Below are 17,222 nucleotides of genomic sequence, written 5' to 3'. Positions count from 1 at the left end.
CGGTTTGCCTTAGCTTGTAAATTGCCTAATAAGGAAGCCAAAACCATCAACGAGGCAGTCCAAGGCTTGATTAAACGTTACCCTATCGCCTCCATTACAGCTGATAATGGTTCGGAGTTTAGTCTCTTATCAGAACTAACTGACATTGAAGTCTACTTTGCTCATCCTTATTCATCATATGAAAGAGGTTCAAATGAGAACTTCAACGGCCTCCTCAGAGAGTCTCTCCCTAAAGGGAAATCTCTCAATCCGCTGACTGACGAAGAACTTGATCAATATCTCTCAGCTATTAACGAAAGACCTAGACGACTTCACCATTACAAAACTTCAAAATTTCTGTTTGGGCTAGCCCAAACAGCCTAAATAATGGAATCCTAGTCTATCCATGAACTTGTTGCACTTGACTTGACAATGTGCCAAAACAACTCTCTTTTTCTAATGAAAAAATCCACCGAAAACCAGTGGATTTTTTAACTTACAAATTAAAGTGAGTTTGGATCAACTTTGATACCAACACCTTGTGTTGTTGTGATTGATACTGAAGTCATGTAAGTACCTTTAGCAGTAGCTGGTTTAGCTTTAGCCATTACATCGTGGAAAGCTTTGAAGTTTTCAACGAGTTTGTCAGCGTCAAATGATACTTTACCGATAAGAGCTTGAACGATACCTGCTTTATCAGCACGGTAAGTGATTTTACCACCTTTAGACTCTTCAACTGCTTTAGCAACATCCATAGTTACTGTACCAGTTTTAGGGTTTGGCATCAAGTTACGAGGACCAAGGACACGTCCAAGACGTCCAACTACAGCCATCATATCTGGAGTTGCGATAACCACGTCAAAGTCCAACCAACCACCGTTGATTTTAGCAACAAGGTCATCTTCTCCAACAAAGTCTGCACCAGCAGCTTTTGCTTCTTCTGCTTTAGCACCACGTGCGAAAACAAGAACGCGTGACGTTTTACCAGTTCCGTTTGGCAATACCATTGCACCACGGATTTGTTGATCTGCTTTACGAACGTCAATGTTCAAGTTGTAAGCAACTTCAACTGACGCATCAAATTTAGCAAAGTTAGTTTCTTTTGCAAGAGCAACAGCTTCTTCTACGCTGTAAAGTTTTGTGCTGTCGATTTTCTCAAGAGCAGCACGCAAGTTTTTGCTTTTTTTAGCCATGTTATATGTCTCCTTGTAATCAGATAATCTTGGGTGCTACTATTAGTCAGTAACAGTGAATCCCATAGAACGAGCAGTACCTTCGATCATACGCATTGCAGCTTCAACAGATGCAGCGTTCAAGTCAGGCATTTTAGTTTCAGCAATTTCCTGTACTTGTGCACGAGTAACTGTTGCAACTTTAGTTTTGTTTGGTGTACCTGAACCTTTTTCAACACCTGCAGCTTTTTTCAAAAGGACAGCAGCTGGTGGTGTTTTAGTCACGAAAGTGAATGATTTATCTTCATACACTGAGATAACGACTGGGATAATCATACCAGCTTGATCAGCTGTACGAGCATTAAACTCTTTTGTGAATCCCATGATGTTGATACCTGCTTGACCAAGTGCTGGTCCGACTGGTGGAGCTGGAGTAGCTTTACCTGCAGGAATTTGAAGTTTTACGAGTTTTTCGACTTTTTTAGCCATGATATAAAATCCTCCTATTGTGGTTTTGGCGGTAATTACAGATTTTTACCTCCCACAAATATGCCATTGGCATACTCTAACTATTATACAGATTTTTTGTAAGAATGCAAGAAATTATATCACTTTTTATATAAGTTTTTGCACCTTGCACACAACAACCTACATCTAGCTTTATATTTCTAAGATAGCATATTTACAAGTTGACTTACCTATCACATTGTCTCAATTGAGAAAGACTGGCACAACCATTTTCCCCTCTTTCTCACTGCAGTGATAAAGGCTTTCATGATATTCAACTTACTCATCAAATAGTCCATTGAGACTTGCAAAAGGATTATTAGCCGCTGCTTTTTCTTCTTGCTGTGCTTGATACTGTTCCTCAGTTAAGACTGTCCAAGCATTGCCACTTGGCATCTGATCATCTCGTTCCTCTTCAGAAGTTAATACACGTAAAGGAATATTAAGTAAGATGTTATCTACAACACTCTCTTCTAATGAAATGGTTTCTCCTTCAACAACAAGAACCAAATCTTCCTCAACAAGTTCTGCTTTTTCTTTGGCATCTGCTTCTTCGATAAAAACTTCTGAAATCGGCAATGTTTCATTCAAAACTACTGCTTCCATCGAACGACTTGAAGGTAGCGTAATCGTATAACTTAGTTGGTAATTAAGCAAGTAAAGCCCTGCATCGTAAGAAATATGCCCCGTCACTCTAACGTCTGTGATGTCCAAAATACTGCAATCACGTTCCAATAAAGCTTCTTTGATATCTAGTTTGCGATCAAACGCAATGCCTTCAGTTTGTTTTTTTAAGTCAATCAAATTAAACATAGTTACTTTTCCTTATATCGTTTTTTTCATTATATCAGTTTCATCAAAAAAAATCGCCTCTAGAGACGATTTTACATTTGACGCAAGCGTTCAATGCGTTCTGAAATTGGTGGATGGGTTTGAAACAAGGCATTTAAATCTTTCTTTGGAGCATTAATATAAAGAGCTGCGCTGGCACTGTCAACTTCGTGAGCCATTGGACGTGAGTTGTCCAATTTTTCAAGCGCCTTAATCATTCCCATCGGATTTCTCGTTAATTCAACAGAACTTGCATCAGCCAAAAATTCTCTCTGTCTGGAAATAGCCAACTGAACAATGGTCGCAGCCATTGGTGCTAGCACAAGTGCCAAAATCGAAAACAGCAAAATCAGAATTCCTGCTCCGCCATTCTCATCAGAATCACGTCGTGACCGTCTTCCTCCTCCGAAATAGAGGAAACGACCGCCTATTGAGGAAATCATAGTTATTGCTGCTGTTAACGCTACCGCAACAGTCGCAATTCTGATATCATAGTTTTTGATATGACTAACCTCATGTCCCATGACCCCTTCTAGCTCTTCTCGTGTCATGACCGAGAGCAGGCCAGTTGTCGCGGCTACTGCTGCATTTTCCGGGCTGGAACCCGTCGCAAATGCATTTAGGGAAGGATCCTCAATAATGAAAACTCTTGGCATAGGAATTTGCGCCACCATGGCCATATCTTCAACAATGTGATAATAGTCAGGCGCTTCAGCTTCTGTAATTTCACGGGCATTATTCATTGACATGACCACATTAGTAGATTGGAAAATCATGCTAACCGCATAAATGGTTCCAATAATCAAAGCTATAAAAGCACCTAACTCTAGGCTTCCTAAAATAAGGTAACCTGCCGCTGCACCTAGAGCGGTGAGTAAGATAAAAAAGGCGATAAGTAGCACGACCGTCCGCCTCTTATTACTGGCAATTTGGTCATATAACATCAGCTCACCTCATTAGAAATCAAATTCAACCTTAGGAACTGCTTTTTCTTCTTCTGGTACTGCTAAGAATTCACTTGCTTTAAAGCCAAATAATCCTGCAATAATATTAGTAGGGACTGTCTGTAATTTCGTATTGTAATTAGCTGTCGTGCTATTGTAAAGTTGACGTGAATAAGAAATTTTATTCTCTGTATTTGTCAATTCATCCTGTAACTTAACAAAGCTGGCATTCGCTTTCAAATCAGGATAGTTTTCTGCTACTGCAAAAATCCCTGATACTTGACGCCCAAGAGCATCTGAGGCAGCCATAGCTTCTTGAGGGGTTTGGGCCTTTGCAACCTGAGCACGAAGCTCTGCTATTTTCTCTAATGTATCTCCCTCGTATTTAGCATAACCTTTGACCGTTTCAATCAAATTAGGAATCAAATCATTACGACGTTTTAATTGAACATCAATCTGACTCCAGGCTTCTTGAGTTTGCATACGGCTTTTAATCAATCCATTGTAAGAACCGACAGCCCATAACACTATAACCACTGCAACTGCAGCAAGAATAATCCACAACATAATAGACCTCCATAATCTTATTGGCTCTATTATATCAAGTTTTCAATCTTTTGTGGTAAAATAAGATCATGACTAAAGAAGAATTTTATCAAATGCTCGCTGACCAAGGCTTTAAGCTCAGCGATTTACAAAAGCTACAATTTAAACGCTATTTTGAATTACTCGTGGAATGGAATGAAAAAATCAATCTGACCGCAATCACTGAGGAAAATGAGGTCTATCTCAAACACTTTTATGATTCTATTGCACCAGTATTACAAGGTAAAATCACAAATAAATCACTCAAACTTTTAGATATCGGTGCTGGAGCCGGTTTTCCGAGTCTTCCTATGAAAATTCTTTGCCCTGAGCTTGATGTGACTATCATTGATTCACTTAATAAGCGTATCCATTTTTTGACACTTCTAGCTGAGGAATTAGGATTATCAGGGGTTCATTTTTACCATGGCAGAGCAGAGGACTTTGGACAAGATAAGGCTTTTCGTGCTAGCTTCGATATTGTAACCGCTCGGGCTGTCGCACATATGCGGGTTTTATCTGAATTGACTATTCCTTTTTTAAAAATCGGTGGTCAATTGATTGCACTTAAAGCTGCTGCCGCTGAAAATGAATTAGCTGACGCTAAGAATGCACTCGCTCTACTATTTTCAAAAGTCATAAATACTTATAACTATGATTTGCCAAACGGAGATGGTCGCAACATAACCATCGTTGAAAAGAAAAAAGAGTCCCCGAATAAATACCCTAGACGGGCGGGTCTCCCAAATAAAAAACCATTGTAAAACTGCCTTTGAGCAGTTTTTTAATACCCAAAAATCATGAAACGAATTCCCCATAGCACTAAAAGATGCCCAGGATAAAATGCATAGAAGCCCCATTTAACCCAAATTGGTGAATAGCCACGTTGCCCATTATAAGACAACAATATAGGAATGACCAACAAAATACCTAAATTGGCTACTATTATCGCCTTTACTAACGATCCTAACCAAAGATCTTGCAAGTATGATTCATAGGTATTCCAACTTAAGAGCACCATAATTAGAGATACAAATGGAATAACCCAAAATTTATGATTGCTCTGCCTAAAGCGATAGAAGACATAGATGATCAGGATTCCAAAAAGTTGCCAGTCCGACCAAAGTGTCAGCGTTATAAAAGCTAGAACGACAGGAATTTCCCACCAAAAAGAACGACATTTTTCTAAGACCATCATCATAAGAACCCCCATCATTAGGGTAAACATGATGTTATTTCCGACCCACATTGGTAGAGGAGATGAAAAAGTATAGTGAAAGGGAATAAAGGATAACAAGCTAAAGAATCCTAGTCTACCTGCATATTTCCAACGATTCCTTGTATAGTAAAACCCATCCACCATCAAATAAGCCATAATCGGAAAAGTCAGTAACCCTACGGATAAATAGAAAAAAGTCCACACAGGTGGATTCCAAATCGCTTCAAAAGTATGACCAATATGATTGATCAACATAGCCAATATGGCAATCACTTTAAGGTTAAAAGCATCATGTTTTTTCATATGTTCTCACTTTCTCACATTAGTTTATCCTCTTTACAATCAAAAAGCAACAATAAGCATTTTCCTATTTGCCTTTATCCCAAATTTTGTTATCATATTCTTAATCTTATTTAGAAAGAGTATTGCTCGTGAGATTTTTTTTTAATCAGCTAACTGCTGCTCAAAAGCTTTGCCTTAGTTTTATTTTTGTGATCATACTAGGAAGCGTGCTACTATCTCTCCCCATTTTTCATCTCCCTTCAGCACCTAAAACAGCCTATATTGATCATCTCTTTACGGTCGTTTCCATGGTTTGTGTAACAGGACTCTCTGTTTTCCCTATTGCAGACGTTTATAATCATGCTGGATTGATACTCTCTATGATTCTCATTCAGATTGGGGGACTAGGATTGATTACCTTAATCGCCTTTAGTTACTATACCTTAAGACGGAAACTATCCCTTAGCGACCTAACTGTCCTGCAAAGTTCCCTCAGCCGTGAATCCAGTAGACACCTTAACAAGTTTCTCTACTCTATCTATAAATTTACTTTTTTTGTTGAAATGGCTTGCGCTGGAATTTTAATGATTGATTTCATCCCACGTTTTGGGTTCATCAACGGTATTTTCAATGCTATCTTTTTATCAGTTTCAGCTTTCTGTAATGCTGGCTTTGACAATCTCGGAAACAACAGCTTAATTGATTTTCAAACAAATCCCTTAGTCAATCTGACGATAGCCTTTCTCATTATCGCCGGTGGACTAGGCTTTGCTAACTGGATTGATATCGTTCACAGGTTAAAGGATTACCTTAAAAGTAAACCGAAAAAATTATCGCTCACTCTGCGCCGATTAAAAATTCAGACTCGTTTGGTGTTACTGACAACTCTCATTTTATTGACTGGTGGAACATTACTTTCTTGGCTTATTGAATATCACAATCCAAATACTATCGGTAACCTTAACTTTTTCCAACAGGGGCTTGTTTCTTTCTTTCAAACCGTAACAATGAGAACTGCTGGTTTTGCTACTATCGATTACAGCCAAGCACATTCAGCAACAAATTTTCTTTTTATCATTCAGATGATTATTGGTGGGGCACCCGGAGGAACCGCTGGAGGTATCAAAATCGCCTGCGCCTCTCTAATTGTTTTACTCTTTAAGTCTGAATTACGTGGCGATAAACACGTTACCTTTTCTAAAAAGCGTATTCCTCAAGAGATTATTCAGCAGGTTCTAACAATCTTAGTCTTCTTCTTTAGCGTTTTTATCATTGGTTACTTCCTGTTATTAGTCACAGAACCTAGCCAATCTCCATTTGCCCTTCTCTTTGAAACAGCTAGTGCTCTAGCAACTGTCGGGGTCTCAATGAATTTGACATCTCAGCTCAGTCTCTTGGGCAGAGTAATTATCATGTTGCTTATGTTTCTTGGTCGTGTTGGGCCACTCACTGTCTTGCTCAGCCTTTCTCAAAAACAAAAAACAACCATAACCTATCCTAGAGCTGACATCAGTCTAGGTTAACTTCCATTTAGAAAGAATTTATTATGACACATAAAATTTTCGGCGTTTTAGGCCTTGGCCGTTTTGGCTTTGCGATTGCTCACGAACTTAGTCTTTTTGGACAAGAAGTTATTGCAATTGATAATAAGACAGACTTAGTAGAGGATGTTGCTGACTTTGTCAGTAAGGCTATCATTGGAGATATGACTGACCTAGATTTTCTAAAGACAGTTGGTATCGACCAATGTGATGTTGTCATCCTCGCTACTGGAACTAATCTAGAAAGCTCTGTTCTTGCCCTTATGAACTGCAAAAAGCTTGGTATCAAACAAATTATCGCCAAGGCTAGCAATAACGTTTATGAAGAAGTTCTCTATCAAATTGGTGCTGACCGTGTTATCACACCTGAACGCGAAAGCGGACGAAACCTTGCGTCCTCTCTTATGCGTCACAAAATTACAGAACTCTATCATTTAGAAGATGATATTGCCGTCATGGAATTTCTTATTCCTCAAGACTGGGTTGGAAAATCTATCGTTGACCTTAATATCCGTAAAAAATTTGACCTTAACCTCATTGGTATGCGGTCCGAAAAAGGAAGCACTCTATCTACAGAATTAGCTATTGATCAACCACTTAAAGAAAACACCATTATGGTAGCTGTCGCTAACAATCGGACCTTTGAAAAGTACGATTACCTAGGTTATTTATGATAATAAAAAATCGGAATAGCCTTCCGATTTTTTATTATCATAATTTTTTTAAATGGTGCCTTAAATAGTACTCTTTAGAATCTATTCAAATTTTTCTTGATAGAATTCAATTTTATCACCGTCATTAAGTGTGATTTGATCAGCACCTTTTGGTGCCATTTCATCATTGACCTTAAACATCCAGTAAAGCTTTTTAGCTTCATCTTGAGCTAAGCCATCAATTGAAGTAATCAGACCATTATCTTTTTCAACTTCATAGTTATCTTCCAAAACATCCATAACCGTGTCACCAGATTCAAAAGTAACCTGCTCATCCATCTTATTTGTATCTAAATTAACAATAAGTTGAACTTTACCTGCAACCTGATCGTCTTTTTCCGCAGCATCGTTATCACAAGCTACCAAAAAAATTGAAAGAAATATTACTAGACTAGACAATAGTTTTTTCATGGGATAATCTCCTAAAAAATGATGTGATTAGTGGAAAGAAAATCAGAGTAGATAAGGCGTGTGCTAGATTAAAGAAAAAACCTGCTGCCACATAAGACCACCAAGGCATGTTAAACATAAATGCCGACAGGCTATCAATCACAATACCGTAACCGATTCCTACTAAACCTGCTCCAATCGTTTCCACAAACAGTATTATTATATCAGATTTACCCCCCCTTGTCACCAAAGTCAGATAGACACGCCACAATAACATCATAATAGCAAATGATACGATTTGCAAGGCTACCCAAGGTCCCAAGCCAAGCAAAAATGAAGACACTAGCATAGTCAAGGCCATGACTAAAATGGCATCAATCAGTCCCCAAACAGGAACTAATACTAAAAAAATAGCCGTAATGGGTTGAACGTTAGGAAAAACAGAGAAAGTCTGTCTGAGCACCACACACAAGGCAGCCATCATGGCAACCTTAGTTAAACGATTGATTGAGAAAGTTTTCATAGTGACATTATAAAAAACTAGGTTACAAAATGCAACCTAGTTAACTTGGTTATCCCCAAACCTCATCAATGATTTCTTTAACTAAGGCTAATTTCTTCCATTGATCTTCATCTGTTAAGATATTTCCTTCTTCCGTTGAGGCAAAGCCACATTGCGTAGAAATCCAAAGTTGTTCCAAAGAAATGTATTGACTTGCTTCTTTTAGACGAGCGATAATAGCTTCCTTATCTTCCAATTCAGGGAATTTAGAAGTAATCAGACCGAGCACTGCAACCTTATCTTCATCTTTAAATTCTGACAATGGCTCAAAACCGCCTGAACGCTCATTATCAAATTCAAGGAAATAGGTTTTCGCAGCTTCCTCACCAAATAATTCTTTAGCAATAGGGTTGTAGCCACCTGATGATGCCCATGTTGAATGGTAGTTTCCACGGCAAACGTGAGTATTAACCAAAAGACCTTCTGGGACATTTTCATAAACATCGTTATTCAATGTAAGGAAAAGTTCAGCTAGTTCATTACGAACATCTTCTTTTGATTTTCCTTGTAAAGCTCCCCAGCCTGTTAAGAAATTATCATCCACCAAGACACCCCAAGTACAGTCATCAACTTGTAAGGTTTTCAAACCAGCTTCTACTAAATCCGTAATAACTTGCAGGTAGGCAGATTTAATATCTGCACGTAATTCAGCAAAATCTGGATAAATTTCATTTAATTTTTCCACATGCTCTACATCACGAATCAGCTCAAAGTAAAATTGAGATGGTGCTGGAATGGTTGTTTTTGCTTCTACATTTGTCCCTTTTTCATCTACATAAGCCTTGAGAAATTTGTAAGCTTCAACAAATGGGTGATTCTCACCTGTGATTTTTCCAGAAATAATAGCAGAGTCAGCCTTAGTTTCTTCATCATGGAACTGGTAACCTTGAGCAGCTTGGATATGGTCGATACCGTTAAATCCCCAGAAGAAGTCAAGGTGCCAGTAGGCACGACGAAACTCTCCATCAGTCACCTTTTCAAGTCCAACTGCGACTTGTTTATCAACCAATTCTGTAATCAGACGGTCTTCAACAGCTGTTAATTCTTCTTGTGAAATCTTACCAGCCGCAAAAGCCTCACGAGCCTCTACCAATTCAGCCGGTCGTAAAAATGATCCGACGTGTTCAAAATACTTCTTTGTCATAAGCCATCTCCTATAGTTATTCTTGGTTGCTTATCCCCAAACTTCGTCAAGCACTTCTTTGACAAGTTTTAATTTATTCCATTGATCTTCATCAGTGATAAGATTTCCTTCTGCTGTTGAGGCAAAACCACACTGCGTCGCCAACCAAAGTTGTTCTAACGGCACATATTGACTAGCTTCTTTGATACGAGCAATCAATTGTTCCTTGTCTTCAAGCTGACCATTTTTTGTCGTAATCAGACCAAGAACAGCCACCTTATCAGGATTTTTAAATTCAGCTAAGGGTTCAAAACCACCTGCACGCTCATTATCATACTCCAAGAAATATGATTTAGCATTTTCCTTACCAAATAAGGTTTCAGCCACTTTAGTATAAGGTCCTTCAGTCAAGTGAGTTGATTGGTAATTACCACGGCAAATATGCGTATTAATTGTCAAATCTTCTGGAAGACTTTCAATCGCCTTGTTATTGATATAAAGGAAGTTGTCACGAATCACCTCTTGTGGTACAGCACCTTTGGTCATTTTTTGATAGAAGTCATCATCCATAACAATTCCCCAGCTACAGTCATCCAACTGGATTGTGCGTGCCCCTTCTTCATATAGGGCAAGAATAGCTTGACGGTAAGCAACTGCCAAATCTTCCACTAACTCAGCTTGGTTTGGATACACTTCAAGGGCTTTTTGAAGGTTGCTACCGCGTTGCAATTCAATCAAGCATTGCGATGGAGAAGGAATGGTAATTTTAGCTTCCACACCACGCTCATCAGCCAATTGTTTCAAAAATTGGAAATGTTTAATAAAGGGATGATTTTCCTTAGTGAATCCGATCTTTCCTGTTACAAGAGCGGAATCATCATTTGTCTCAACACCAACAAAGTGCAAACCCTCACCATAGTTTAGCTTCTCAATACCATCAAAGCCCCAGAAGAAATCCACATGCCAGTTAGCACGACGGAATTCACCATCTGTAACCTTTTCAAGACCAACTGCGACTTGCTCATCAACCAATTCTGTAATCAGACGGTCTTCAACAGCTGTTAATTCTTCTTGTGAAATCTTACCAGCCGCAAAGGCCTCACGAGCCTCTACCAATTCAGCCGGTCGTAAAAATGATCCGACATGTTCAAAATATTTTTTAGTCATTATAGTTCCCCTTTTGTTTCAGTAAGTCTAGTTTATCAGAGTATTATATAGCTGTAAAATATATATTTATTATGATTTAATATAGTTTTTAGCTATATATAAAGCAGTGCTCTGCCATGTTATAATAAAAGAAAAAGGAAAATGCACTCTAATCATGAAAAAATTACGAATTATTGTATCAGGACGTGTTCAAGGTGTTGGTTTTCGCTACTCAACCTATGCTCTAGCTTTGGAAATTGGTGATATCTATGGCAGAGTATGGAATAACGACGATGGAACGGTTGAAATATTAGCGCAATCAGATGATTCAGCTAAAATGGCTAAATTTATTCAGGAAATCAGAAAAGGACCTTCTCGTTTGGCAAAGGTAACCTATGTGGATGTTACCATGACGTGCTTTGACGATTTCACTGATTTTCGCATGGCTAATTAAAAAAGCTCCAAAATTGAAATTACAGCCTTAGAATGATTGAGAATTATTCTAAAAAAAGGTAAAATAGTAATGTTACGTCTTAAAAACAACTAAAAAGACATGATTATAAAACAAAGGAAATGATACAAACTGTGAAAAAAATTCAAAAACGCCTCGCTCTATCAGGCATGGCTCTATCAATGCTTCTGCTTCTAACAGGCTGTGTTAGCCGTGATAAGGCAGGTAACCCAACAGGGCTTATCTGGAACCTTCTAGGTAAACCAATGGCAAGTCTTATCAGCTTTTTCGCCGATAATATGGGACTCGGTTTTGGTCTCGGCATCATCCTCGTGACCATTATCGTTCGCTTTATCATCCTGCCTCTAGGACTTTATCAAAGCCGAAAAGCGGCTTATCAGTCTGAGAAAATGGCATATCTTAAACCTATTTTTGAGCCACTTCAAAAACGTATGCAGGATCCAAACCTCTCTCAAGAAGAAAAAATGACTGCACAGGCTGATTATTTTGCAGCACAAAAAGCAAATGGGGTTAGTATGTTTGGTGGTATCGGCTGTCTTCCACTCCTCATTCAAATGCCTTTCTTCTCAGCAATGTTCTTTGCAGCACAACATACACCAGGAATTTCTGAAAGCAAGTTCCTCTGGATGAACCTTGGAAAACCTGATTTTATCTTAATCGCCACCATTGTTGCCCTATATTTTATTCAATCTTGGTTATCTGTTCAAGCAATGCCGGAAGAGCAACGTCAACAATCTAAAACCATGATGTATTCAATGCCAATTACGATGGCAATCTTTACATTTGGTCTCCCATCAAGTGTGGGACTCTACTGGTTTGTCGGTGGTATCTTCTCTATCTTCCAACAACTGATTACAACTTATATCATCAAACCACGATTACGCAAGCAAGTTGAACAAGAATTCGAACTCAACCCACCTAAAAATATCAACATGTCATCAACACGTCGTGATGTGACACCACAGGCTTCACAAGCCATTATAACAAAATCAAATCGCAACGCTGGTAAACAACGTAAACGTAAATAATCAAAAAGCCGTAATCTAGCGGCTTTTTCTTATACTCTCAAAAATCCATCCATCACTGTTGCCTCAGCTCAGCACATTTAATTCTATACACGTTTATTTTATCCATTTTTATGCTCATTTAAAATCAATGAATCTAGTAAATTTTAAACACTTCTACCACTATGAGCTATTCCTTATTAGAGAAATGTTAATGTTCCGTAGAGGGCTCCAGATTAAGCTTGGAAATTAGTCAGCCTAGGAAATCTTCTTGATAAGAACAGATTGTTTAAGAAAAATTCTAAACGCAATTTTTACTTTTTGAAGAGTGTCAGATTTCAATTCTCACTTTTGACAATGCAAAAAAGCCCTAGCAAAACTAGGGCTTTTACAATTAAAAGTTGTCTGACTTAATAATTGTTATTCTGGGAACTTAAGATATCTTAAGCTTCGATTTCTGAAACAATACCTGAACCAACAGTACGTCCACCCTCACGGATAGAGAATGTAGTACCTTGTTCTACGGCGATTGGGTGGATCAACTCAACGTCGATAGTCACGTTATCACCTGGCATTACCATTTCTGTACCAGCTGGAAGTTCGATTGAACCTGTAACGTCAGTTGTACGGAAGTAGAATTGTGGACGGTAGTTGTTAAAGAATGGAGTGTGACGTCCACCTTCTTCTTTAGAAAGGATGTAGACTTCACCTTTAAATTTAGTGTGTGGGTTGATTGAACCTGGTTTAGCGATAACTTGACCGCGTTCGATTTCGTCACGTTGAACACCACGAAGAAGGATACCTACGTTGTCTCCTGCAAGACCTTCATCAAGTTGTTTACGGAACATTTCAACACCAGTAACAACTGCTTTTTTAGTTTCTTCTTTGATACCAACGATTTCGATTTCGTCGTTGACTTTAACAGTACCACGGTCGATACGTCCTGAAGCAACTGTACCACGTCCAGTGATTGAGAATACGTCCTCGACTGGAAGAAGAAGTGGTTTGTCAGTGTCACGAACTGGTTCTGGAATGTACTCATCAACAGTGTTCATCAATTCCATAACGATGTCTTCGTATTTAGCGTCACCTTCAAGGGCTTTAAGAGCTGAACCTTGGATAACTGGAAGATCATCACCTGGGAAATCGTATTCTGAAAGAAGGTCACGGATTTCCATTTCAACGAGTTCAAGAAGCTCTTCATCGTCAACAAGGTCGATTTTGTTCATGAACACGATAAGGTGTTTAACACCTACTTGGCGTGAAAGAAGGATGTGCTCACGAGTTTGTGGCATTGGTCCATCTGTAGAAGCTACTACAAGGATAGCTCCGTCCATTTGAGCAGCACCAGTGATCATGTTTTTAACGTAGTCCGCGTGTCCTGGAGCGTCGATGTGAGCGTAGTGACGTTTTTCAGTTTCGTACTCAACGTGTGCAGTATTGATTGTGATACCGCGTTCGCGTTCTTCTGGAGCAGCATCGATAGACGCATAGTCTTTTGGTTGGTTTACTGCTGATGGCAAGCGACGTGCCAAAACAGTAGTGATAGCTGCAGTAAGAGTAGTTTTACCGTGGTCAACGTGTCCAATTGTACCGACGTTAACGTGTGGTTTGCTACGATCGTATTTTTCTTTTGCCATTGTGGAAAAAGCCTCCAATAAAATATATTTTATAGATAGACAGTAGGCAATACGGTCTAACTTTACCTTACTATTCTATCAAATTACCAGATAATTGCAAGCTTTTTGTGCGTTTTCACAAAATCTCACTTTTACTTCTTACTTTTCTAAGTGGTGATAAGGTTGAATTTCAACACTTTGTCCGATATTTGAGGCAAAAATCCAGTCTACATCTTTTAACTGCGCAAAATTCTCAGAACGACCAGTTAAGATAACACCTGCGAATTTAGCGCTTTTTGGATCAGGATTAGCTACTAAATAATCTTTTAGAAATTGATCTGTCGAATACTCTTTACCATCCTCTCCAGTTCTTGATGTGGAACCATAGCCTTCGGATAGAAAATCTTGTACATTAGTTTGAAAGATACTATAACTATTTTCCATACCCTCTAGTGGAGTTACTTTTTTATCATACTTTGCATATATTTCTGAAATATTTGCATCGGGATTTTTTTTCATTGCAGTATCAATTTCTTTTTCAAGGGCTCTAGACTCTTTGGCGTTTAAACTAGCATCAAAGTAAGGTGTAAATCCAAATTGATTAGCAAGATCTCCATCTGAATATATTGGAGCATATGATCCTATCCAAATCCAATTTAGTTTGAGGTTTTCAGGAATTTTCTCTGCAATCTCTGCTAAAGAGTAAGGTTTGTCAAATGTAATTGCTACTTCTACCGCTTTTCCAGTCATTTCAGGAACAACATTCAAATCTTGAGTAACCTTATACTCTGTCTGTTTCTGCTGTGCTGTATCAAAGAAAAGAGGAATCTTATAGCTAGTTTCGTAAGTATAGGCTGATTGTCCATTATCACCAGATTTCAATCTCTCTCCTTGATTAAGGCTATCACTTAAAAAAAGAAAATAATCACCTTCGTACTTTTCAAACGGTACTGTGATACCATCAATATCCTTCGTACGATGAGAGTAAAACGTACCAGAGAAAGGGGATGTGGCTTGATATCCCCAAGTCGTGTAATCAATATTTGGATAGGCAATTTCAGATTGCTTGAGATAGCGCTTTTGAACATTTACTCCCGTACGGCTGGTCATTTTTTCCAGAGTTGTAACTAAACCTAGAACAGCCAACAGAGAAATGACTGTACTGATAACAATAATCTTAACCCAACTTTTCTGCTTATTTTTCTTTGCAATTTTTTCAAAGTTAGATAAAGTCTTCATAGGTATATCCTTCTTTCTCTAATTTTTGTCGGAGCACTTTTCGTCCTCTCATGAGGTCGATTTTGACTTTACTGACACTATGATGAAGTAGCTCTGCTATTTCTCTAACTGTCAGGTCTTGAAAATAGAAAAGGTCAAGTGGTAGGCGGTACTTTTGGTCCAAGCCGAGCAAGCACTGATAAAGAGGCTCATAGGTCTTATCATCGAACTTTATCAAAGTCTCCTCCGTAAAAAAAGCCTTTTGCAAAATCTCATGATAGCGTTTATCACGTCGATACTTGTCAATATAGGTTCGAATGGCTGTGCGGTAAAGCCAGGCTCGCATCTTGTCAGCAGGTAGTACGATGTCACTTTCAAGCATTTTGACTAAAATATCTTGTGCTATATCCTTTGCATCCTCTGATTTGGCTCCTGATTTTATCAAATAAAAACAAATTTCTTCTGCAACATCGACTAAATAGGTTTCATAACCTGAAAGTTTCACTTATTCACCTCCTAACTTTTTCTTTTTTCACTAGTATAACGAATGATGAGAAATTTGGTTACATATTTTTGCAAAAAATTATAAAAAGAACCCAGTTCATTCTGAGTTCTGTTTTATTATCGTGATAAGGTGTCTCCGAGTTCACGATAGATAGCTTCACGTTTTTCATTTGCATCTATATTTAATACAAAAGCAATCGCTACAGAGAGGACAAGAAGACTGTTCCCCCCTAATGATAAAAACGGAAAAGTTACCCCAGTCGATGGAATCAATCCTGATATCCCCCCAATATTGACAAAAACTTGGACTAAAATCATACCACCAACACCTAGAGCCATCATACTATTAAATGGATTTTTGGCTTTGATACCAACCAATAAAATTCGTAAAATGAGGAAAAATACTAATGCTAAAATGAGCGCCCCGCCGATATAACCTAATTCTTCAATAACGATAGAAAAGACAAAGTCCGTCTGTGATTCTGGTAAATAGCCCCGCTTTTCAATAGAATTACCAAGCCCTCGGCCAAACCAGCCACCATTACTCATAGCATAATAGGAGTTTGCCAATTGGTGTCCTGCGCCTTGAACATCTTCAAAAGGATTAAAGAATGCTGAAAAACGCTTGGCCACATATCCAAAAACAGGAACCTTAGCTACCGTATTAACACCAACTACAGAGATAAAGCCCAGTAACAAGGTTGATCCTGCTACAATTAGAGATAGCAAACCAGAAAACCAACGAAAACCAATGCCACTAACAGAGAACATGATAATAGCTGTTAAAATAATAATTGTTGCATTTCCAAGATCTGGCTGAAAGGCTACTAGAAAAACCATCAAAGCTGAATAAAAACGCCAATCTTGAAACTTCCTTGGAAAAAGGGTTCCTCTAGTTAAAGCTTGATAATCATAAATACCAACTTCTTCTTGTCTTTTTGAAAAAGTTAGAGCCAAATACCAAATAATCAAGATTTTCAAGTATTCAGCAGGTTGGAAAGTAAAGAGACTTCGCTCACCTACTGTAATTGCAATCCAGCCGTGCGCCCCATTAACTGTCTCAGTAAAAAAACGTGAGTAGAGCAACATTCCAATCTCAATCCAGATAGCTAAAGAAACAATACTTGTTTTTTTCAAAAAATCAAGTTTTAGACGATAAATAAATGCAATCGCTATTAAACTCAAAAACCAAAATATAGTTTGATTCAAAACTGAACTAAATGGATTTGCACCCTTCTGCACCAGGCTAGCACTGGTAGTGGAGTAGATAATAATCAACCCTAAAATCGATAGTGCTAAGTAAGGCAAAAATATTGAATAATTCAATAGATGCCGCTTGTTTATTTTCATTAGAAGATACCTCAAGTATTCAAAATGTAAAAATTTGTTCGACATATAAGAATAGCTAAAT

The 17,222-nt window shown here is 38.3% G+C and carries 20 protein-coding genes; 6 read left to right on the top strand and 14 right to left on the bottom strand.

Annotated features, from left to right (window positions below; translation table 11 throughout):
• Positions 1 to 363: IS30 family transposase (locus ACFPQ3_RS11790; RefSeq protein ID WP_380434551.1), on the top strand; the 363-nt coding region annotated here is incomplete at its 5' end.
• Positions 364 to 482: 119 nt separating this feature from the next.
• Here ACFPQ3_RS11790 and rplA read toward each other — a convergent pair.
• From rplA to ACFPQ3_RS11765, 5 genes are all read right to left on the bottom strand, one after another.
• Positions 483 to 1,172 carry a 50S ribosomal protein L1 gene (gene rplA, locus ACFPQ3_RS11785; RefSeq protein ID WP_004194879.1) on the bottom strand — a complete coding sequence of 230 codons (690 nt, stop codon included), beginning with the start codon at positions 1,170 to 1,172 and terminating at the stop codon, positions 483 to 485.
• 42 nt (positions 1,173 to 1,214) lie between these two features.
• The gene (rplK, locus tag ACFPQ3_RS11780; RefSeq protein ID WP_156805976.1) at positions 1,215 to 1,640 is read right to left on the bottom strand and encodes a 50S ribosomal protein L11; all 426 of its coding nucleotides are present in this window, start codon (positions 1,638 to 1,640) and stop codon (positions 1,215 to 1,217) included.
• Positions 1,641 to 1,937: 297 nt separating this feature from the next.
• Complete coding sequence (locus tag ACFPQ3_RS11775) at positions 1,938 to 2,471, bottom strand: YceD family protein (RefSeq protein WP_156805975.1); 534 nt, start codon at positions 2,469 to 2,471, stop codon at positions 1,938 to 1,940.
• 71 nt (positions 2,472 to 2,542) lie between these two features.
• Positions 2,543 to 3,433 (bottom strand): zinc metalloprotease HtpX, encoded by an 891-nt coding sequence (gene htpX / locus ACFPQ3_RS11770; RefSeq protein WP_156805974.1) that lies wholly within the window; start codon positions 3,431 to 3,433, stop codon positions 2,543 to 2,545.
• A gap of 12 nt (positions 3,434 to 3,445) precedes the next feature.
• The gene (locus ACFPQ3_RS11765) at positions 3,446 to 4,000 is read right to left on the bottom strand and encodes a LemA family protein (RefSeq protein WP_156805973.1); all 555 of its coding nucleotides are present in this window, start codon (positions 3,998 to 4,000) and stop codon (positions 3,446 to 3,448) included.
• Between the two features lie 68 nt (positions 4,001 to 4,068).
• Between ACFPQ3_RS11765 and rsmG the strand changes: the two genes are divergently transcribed.
• Positions 4,069 to 4,782, top strand: a complete 714-nt coding sequence (rsmG, locus tag ACFPQ3_RS11760) for a 16S rRNA (guanine(527)-N(7))-methyltransferase RsmG (protein ID WP_156805972.1) — start codon at positions 4,069 to 4,071, stop codon at positions 4,780 to 4,782.
• Between the two features lie 20 nt (positions 4,783 to 4,802).
• Here rsmG and ACFPQ3_RS11755 read toward each other — a convergent pair whose 3' ends face one another.
• Positions 4,803 to 5,540: a TraX family protein gene (locus tag ACFPQ3_RS11755; RefSeq protein WP_156805971.1), complete on the bottom strand. Its 738-nt coding sequence runs from the start codon at positions 5,538 to 5,540 to the stop codon at positions 4,803 to 4,805.
• 128 nt (positions 5,541 to 5,668) lie between these two features.
• On the opposite strand from ACFPQ3_RS11755, the gene ACFPQ3_RS11750 reads away from it, so the two are divergent.
• Both ACFPQ3_RS11750 and ACFPQ3_RS11745 read left to right on the top strand, forming a co-directional pair.
• Positions 5,669 to 7,042 (top strand): TrkH family potassium uptake protein, encoded by a 1,374-nt coding sequence (locus ACFPQ3_RS11750; RefSeq protein WP_156805970.1) that lies wholly within the window; start codon positions 5,669 to 5,671, stop codon positions 7,040 to 7,042.
• A 23-nt stretch (positions 7,043 to 7,065) separates the two neighbouring features.
• Positions 7,066 to 7,734, top strand: coding sequence for a potassium channel family protein (locus ACFPQ3_RS11745; protein ID WP_156805969.1), 669 nt, complete (start codon positions 7,066 to 7,068; stop codon positions 7,732 to 7,734).
• Positions 7,735 to 7,815: 81 nt separating this feature from the next.
• Here ACFPQ3_RS11745 and ACFPQ3_RS11740 read toward each other — a convergent pair whose 3' ends face one another.
• Genes ACFPQ3_RS11740 through ACFPQ3_RS11725 form a run of 4 tightly spaced genes read right to left on the bottom strand, consistent with a single transcriptional unit; the run spans position 7,816 to position 11,015 of the window.
• The gene (locus tag ACFPQ3_RS11740) at positions 7,816 to 8,184 is read right to left on the bottom strand and encodes a DUF4430 domain-containing protein (RefSeq protein WP_156805968.1); all 369 of its coding nucleotides are present in this window, start codon (positions 8,182 to 8,184) and stop codon (positions 7,816 to 7,818) included.
• Positions 8,165 to 8,686 carry an ECF transporter S component gene (locus ACFPQ3_RS11735; protein ID WP_156805967.1) on the bottom strand — a complete coding sequence of 174 codons (522 nt, stop codon included), beginning with the start codon at positions 8,684 to 8,686 and terminating at the stop codon, positions 8,165 to 8,167. The genes ACFPQ3_RS11740 and ACFPQ3_RS11735 overlap by 20 nt, the downstream gene beginning before the upstream one ends.
• Positions 8,687 to 8,735: 49 nt before the next feature.
• A complete protein-coding gene (locus ACFPQ3_RS11730; protein WP_156805966.1) occupies positions 8,736 to 9,869 on the bottom strand; it encodes a 5-methyltetrahydropteroyltriglutamate--homocysteine S-methyltransferase in 1,134 nt (377 codons plus the stop codon).
• A gap of 30 nt (positions 9,870 to 9,899) precedes the next feature.
• Positions 9,900 to 11,015: a 5-methyltetrahydropteroyltriglutamate--homocysteine S-methyltransferase gene (locus ACFPQ3_RS11725; protein ID WP_156805965.1), complete on the bottom strand. Its 1,116-nt coding sequence runs from the start codon at positions 11,013 to 11,015 to the stop codon at positions 9,900 to 9,902.
• Positions 11,016 to 11,169: 154 nt separating this feature from the next.
• Here ACFPQ3_RS11725 and ACFPQ3_RS11720 point away from each other — a divergent pair, with 154 nt between their 5' ends.
• Both ACFPQ3_RS11720 and yidC read left to right on the top strand, forming a co-directional pair.
• Positions 11,170 to 11,448 (top strand): acylphosphatase, encoded by a 279-nt coding sequence (locus ACFPQ3_RS11720; protein WP_156805964.1) that lies wholly within the window; start codon positions 11,170 to 11,172, stop codon positions 11,446 to 11,448.
• A gap of 131 nt (positions 11,449 to 11,579) precedes the next feature.
• Positions 11,580 to 12,494: a membrane protein insertase YidC gene (yidC, locus tag ACFPQ3_RS11715; RefSeq protein ID WP_156805963.1), complete on the top strand. Its 915-nt coding sequence runs from the start codon at positions 11,580 to 11,582 to the stop codon at positions 12,492 to 12,494.
• Positions 12,495 to 12,913: 419 nt separating this feature from the next.
• Here the strand turns inward: yidC and tuf are convergent, their stop codons facing one another.
• From tuf to ftsW, 4 genes are all read right to left on the bottom strand, one after another.
• A complete protein-coding gene (gene tuf / locus ACFPQ3_RS11710) occupies positions 12,914 to 14,110 on the bottom strand; it encodes an elongation factor Tu (protein ID WP_156805962.1) in 1,197 nt (398 codons plus the stop codon).
• A 138-nt stretch (positions 14,111 to 14,248) separates the two neighbouring features.
• Positions 14,249 to 15,328, bottom strand: coding sequence for an anti sigma factor C-terminal domain-containing protein (locus ACFPQ3_RS11705; RefSeq protein WP_156805961.1), 1,080 nt, complete (start codon positions 15,326 to 15,328; stop codon positions 14,249 to 14,251).
• Positions 15,312 to 15,812, bottom strand: coding sequence for an RNA polymerase sigma factor (locus tag ACFPQ3_RS11700; protein WP_156805960.1), 501 nt, complete (start codon positions 15,810 to 15,812; stop codon positions 15,312 to 15,314). The genes ACFPQ3_RS11705 and ACFPQ3_RS11700 overlap by 17 nt, the downstream gene beginning before the upstream one ends.
• Positions 15,813 to 15,928: 116 nt before the next feature.
• Positions 15,929 to 17,161, bottom strand: a complete 1,233-nt coding sequence (ftsW, locus tag ACFPQ3_RS11695; protein WP_156805959.1) for a cell division peptidoglycan polymerase FtsW — start codon at positions 17,159 to 17,161, stop codon at positions 15,929 to 15,931.
• Between the last annotated feature and the right edge of the window lie 61 nt (positions 17,162 to 17,222).

This window comes from Streptococcus caledonicus (genome assembly GCF_042656225.1).
Taxonomy (GTDB): Bacteria; Bacillota; Bacilli; order Lactobacillales; family Streptococcaceae; genus Streptococcus; species Streptococcus caledonicus.
This window is presented reverse-complemented; position numbering and strand designations above follow the sequence as displayed.